3 protein-coding genes are annotated in these 3781 nt (G+C 59.8%); all 3 read right to left on the bottom strand.

Translation table 11 applies throughout. The annotated features are described in order from the left end of the window. On the bottom strand, window positions 1–535 hold a 535-nt coding region (gene nuoI, locus ACK5JN_RS21385; RefSeq protein ID WP_416871985.1), incomplete at its 3' end, for an NADH-quinone oxidoreductase subunit NuoI. A gap of 14 nt (window positions 536–549) precedes the next feature. Next, entirely contained in the window at window positions 550–1527 is a 978-nt protein-coding gene (gene nuoH / locus ACK5JN_RS21390) for an NADH-quinone oxidoreductase subunit NuoH (RefSeq protein WP_416871986.1), read from the bottom strand. After that, a partial coding sequence (locus ACK5JN_RS21395) for a molybdopterin-dependent oxidoreductase (RefSeq protein ID WP_416871987.1) occupies window positions 1524–3781 on the bottom strand: 2258 nt, incomplete at its 5' end. The genes ACK5JN_RS21395 and nuoH, both read right to left, overlap by 4 nt.

Genomic DNA, 3781 nt, shown 5'->3' on the forward strand with positions numbered 1-3781 from the left:
ACAGGCTCTTGACGTCGATTGGCTTAGCTTCGTTCTCTGCTTCGCCCTTATCTTTGCCGTCGATTGCCATACCTGCCATCCGGTAGAAGTTATATTCCGGATATTTACCCGGACCGGAGATCAGCAGATCCTCTTTTTCGTACACCAGGTCCTGACGTTTGTATTCGCCCAGTTCGAAGTCCGGGGTCAGCTGAATCGCCGTGGTTGGGCACGCTTCTTCACACAGGCCGCAGAAGATGCAGCGCGAGAAGTTAATGCGGAAAAACTCCGGATACCAGCGGCCGTCTTTGGTCTCTGCTTTTTGCAGCGAGATACAGCCCACCGGGCAGGCTACCGCGCACAGGTTACAGGCTACGCAGCGCTCTTCGCCGTCCGGGTCGCGCGTCAGCACGATACGGCCACGATAGCGCGGCGGCAGGTAGACCGGCTCTTCCGGGTACATTTGCGTTTCACGTTTTGCGAACGCGTGCAGGCCGATCATCCAGATACTGCGTACCTGGGTGCCGAAGCCTACGAGTAATTCTTTTAAGGTCATGGTCTATTCGCCCCTTATTGCGCCTGCCACAGAATGACAGCCGCCGTTACCAGCAAGTTGATCAGCGTCAGCGGCAGGCACACTTTCCAGCCGAAGGACATTACCTGGTCATAACGCGGACGCGGTAATGCGGCGCGAATCAAAATGAACATCATCATGAAGAACGCGGTTTTCAGCGCGAACCAGATGAACGGCGGTAAGAACGGACCTTGCCAGCCACCGAAGAACAGCGTCACGATCATCGCCGACACGGTAACGATACCGATGTACTCACCCACGAAGAACAGACCGAACTTCATGCCGGAATATTCAATGTGGTAGCCATCGGCCAGTTCCTGCTCGGCTTCCGGTTGGTCAAACGGGTGACGGTGACACACCGCAACGCCCGCAATCGCAAAGGTCACAAAGCCAAAGAACTGCGGGATAACGTTCCACAAATGTTCCTGATTGTTGACGATGTCGGTCATGTTGAATGAACCGGCCTGCGCCACCACGCCCATCAGAGACAGGCCGAGGAACACTTCGTAGCTCAGCGTTTGCGCAGACGCACGCATCGCACCCAGCAGGGAGTATTTGTTGTTGCTCGACCAGCCGGCGAACAGCACCGCGTATACCGCGAGGCCCGCCATCATCAGGAAGAACAGGATGCCGATGTTCAGGTCGGCGACCACCCAGCTTGGGCTGACCGGCACAATGGCGAAGGCCAGCAGCAGCGAGGTAAAGGCGATCATCGGTGCCAGGGTAAAGATGACGCGATCCGAGAATTTCGGTACCCAGTCTTCTTTAAAGAACATCTTGATCATGTCCGCAACCAGCTGGAGCGAACCGCCCCAGCCTACGCGGTTCGGCCCGTAGCGGTTCTGGAACAGACCCAGAAGGCGACGTTCGCCAAAGCTCATGAACGCCCCGCAGGTGACCACCACCAGCAGAATGACCACGGCTTTGACGATGCTGAGGAGGATCTCAATCAGATCCGGCGTTAACCAACTCATGCTTTTGCCTCCTGCAGATTATCAAGGCGCGCGCCGGCCAGCACCGGTGCGATACCCGGCATGCCCATCGGCAGCCCCACCTGCCCTGCACTCAGACCTTCGGAGATAATCAGCGGCAGGCTGATTGTCTGGCCCTCGTAGCTAAAGGCGATGTTGGCACCCGCGTTCACGCCAAGCTTCGCGGCGTCCGCCGGGTTGAGCTTGATGTACGGCTGCGGCATACGCTGCTGGAAGACCGGCGAGCGCTGGGACATTTCGTCGCTACCAAACAGATGGTAGTACGGCGCAATACGCCAGTTGCCTTCCTGCGCCTGGAAGCTTTCCGGCACGGAGGTAAAGAACTCCAGACCGTTTTCAGAGGCTTCAATCAGACGTACGCCCGGATCGCCGTGACGCAGTTTGCCGCCCACTTCATCCTGGAACTTGTTCCACGCCTGCGGGGAGTTCCAGCCCGGAGCCCAGGCAAACGGAATCTGCGAGCGCGCCGCTGACGGCTGGTTGTTCCCTTCCATCGAGAAGGCGAACATGGTGTCTTTATCCTGCGGCTGACGCGGCTCATGCACGCTGATGTTGGCGCGCATGGCGGTACGGCCGCTGTAACGGTGCGGTTCACGCGCCAGTTTCTGCCCGCGGATACGGAAGCTTGCGTCCGGCGCGGCATCTTTGATGCCCGCCAGCTGCGGCAGCTTCTCAACAACCGCGTCGATAACGTGGTCAAGCTGCGTCCAGTCCACTTCGCGGCTCTGCACGGTGCTGTGCAGCGAGTGCAGCCAGCGCCAGCTTTCCAGCATCACGGTGTTGCTGTCGTAATACGCCGGGTCGTAAACCTGGAAGAAGCGCTGGGCACGGCCTTCGTTGTTGATCACCGTACCGTCGCTTTCCGCGAAGCTTGCCGCAGAGAGCACCAGATGGGCTTTGTCCATGATCGCGGTACGCTGATGGTCAATAACCATCACCAGCGGCGCTTTCGCCAGCGCGGCATCAACGCGCGCGGCGGAAGCGTGGCGATGCAGGTCGTTTTCCAGCACCACAACCGCGTCGGCAGAACCGGATTCCAGTTCGCTTAACGCTTCTTCCAGCGAACCGCCGCCAATCATGCCCAGACCGATGCTGTTAACCGCACGGGCAATCATGGTGACGCCGACGTCGGCACCGCGGCCTTTCAGGGCTTTCGCCACGTTGGCCGCCGCCTGAACGATCTCCGCGCTGCCGGCGTTGGTGCCGGAAATAATCAGCGGTTTCTTCGCACCGGCCAGCGCCTGGACGATCACGTCGATCTTGTTTTGCAGGTCGCGATCCAGGCCTTCAACGGCTGGAGAGTTGCTGTCCAGCGCGTGGGCGATGGCAAAGCCAAGGCGCGCCTGATCTTCCACCGGCGCGCGGTAGGTCCACGCCGCGATGTCGTCCAGACGGGTGCTGTCAACGTTGGTCACAAACAGCGGATGCTTCGCGCGCTGGCCGATGTTGAGGATCGCCGCAATCTGCCAGTCGGCCACTTTCTGCGCCGCTGCCATTTCACGAGCTTTACCTTTCACCGCCTGACGAACCGCCAGAGCCGCGCGAGCGCCGGTTTGCGTGAGGTCTTCACCCAGCACCAGCACCGCATCGTAGGATTCGATTTCGCGCAGCGCCGGGGTATGAATCCCGCCTTCACGCAGCACTTTCAGTACCAGCTGCAGACGTTCCTGCTCGCCCTGGGCGATACCGGTATAGAAGTTTTCCGCCCCTACCAGCTCGCGCAGCGCGAAGTTGCTCTCGATGCTGGCGCGCGGGGAGCCAATGCCGATCACTTTCTTCGACTGGCGCAGGATATCTGCTGCCCCCTGCATCGCCTGCTCGGCGTTGAGAGTAATCAGATCGTCGCCGCGGCGCTGCACCGGCTGACGCGGACGGTCTTTCAGGTTGACATAGCCATAGCCGAAGCGACCGCGGTCGCAGAGGAAGTAGCGGTTAACGGTCCCGTTATAGCGGTTTTCGATACGACGCAGCTCGCCATAGCGTTCGCCCGGGCTGATGTTGCAGCCGATGGAACACTGCTGGCAGATGCTCGGCGCAAACTGCATGTCCCACTTACGGTTGTAACGCTCGGAGTGCGTTTTGTCGGTGAAGACGCCGGTCGGGCAGACTTCCACCAGGTTGCCGGAGAACTCGCTTTCCAGGGTGCCATCTTCCGGGCGACCGAAGTAGACGTTGTCGTGCGCGCCATAGACGCCCAGGTCGGTGCCGTCGGCATAATCTTTGTAGTAGCGCACGC

It is taken from the genome of Kluyvera sp., assembly GCF_047971185.1.
Taxonomy (GTDB): domain Bacteria; phylum Pseudomonadota; class Gammaproteobacteria; order Enterobacterales; family Enterobacteriaceae; genus Kluyvera.

Bases quoted from the DNA above. Each gene is read 5' to 3' on its own strand.
- nuoH (WP_416871986.1), bottom strand. From the start codon at position 1,527: ATGAGTTGGTTAACGCCGGATCTGATTGAGATCCTCCTCAGCATCGTC.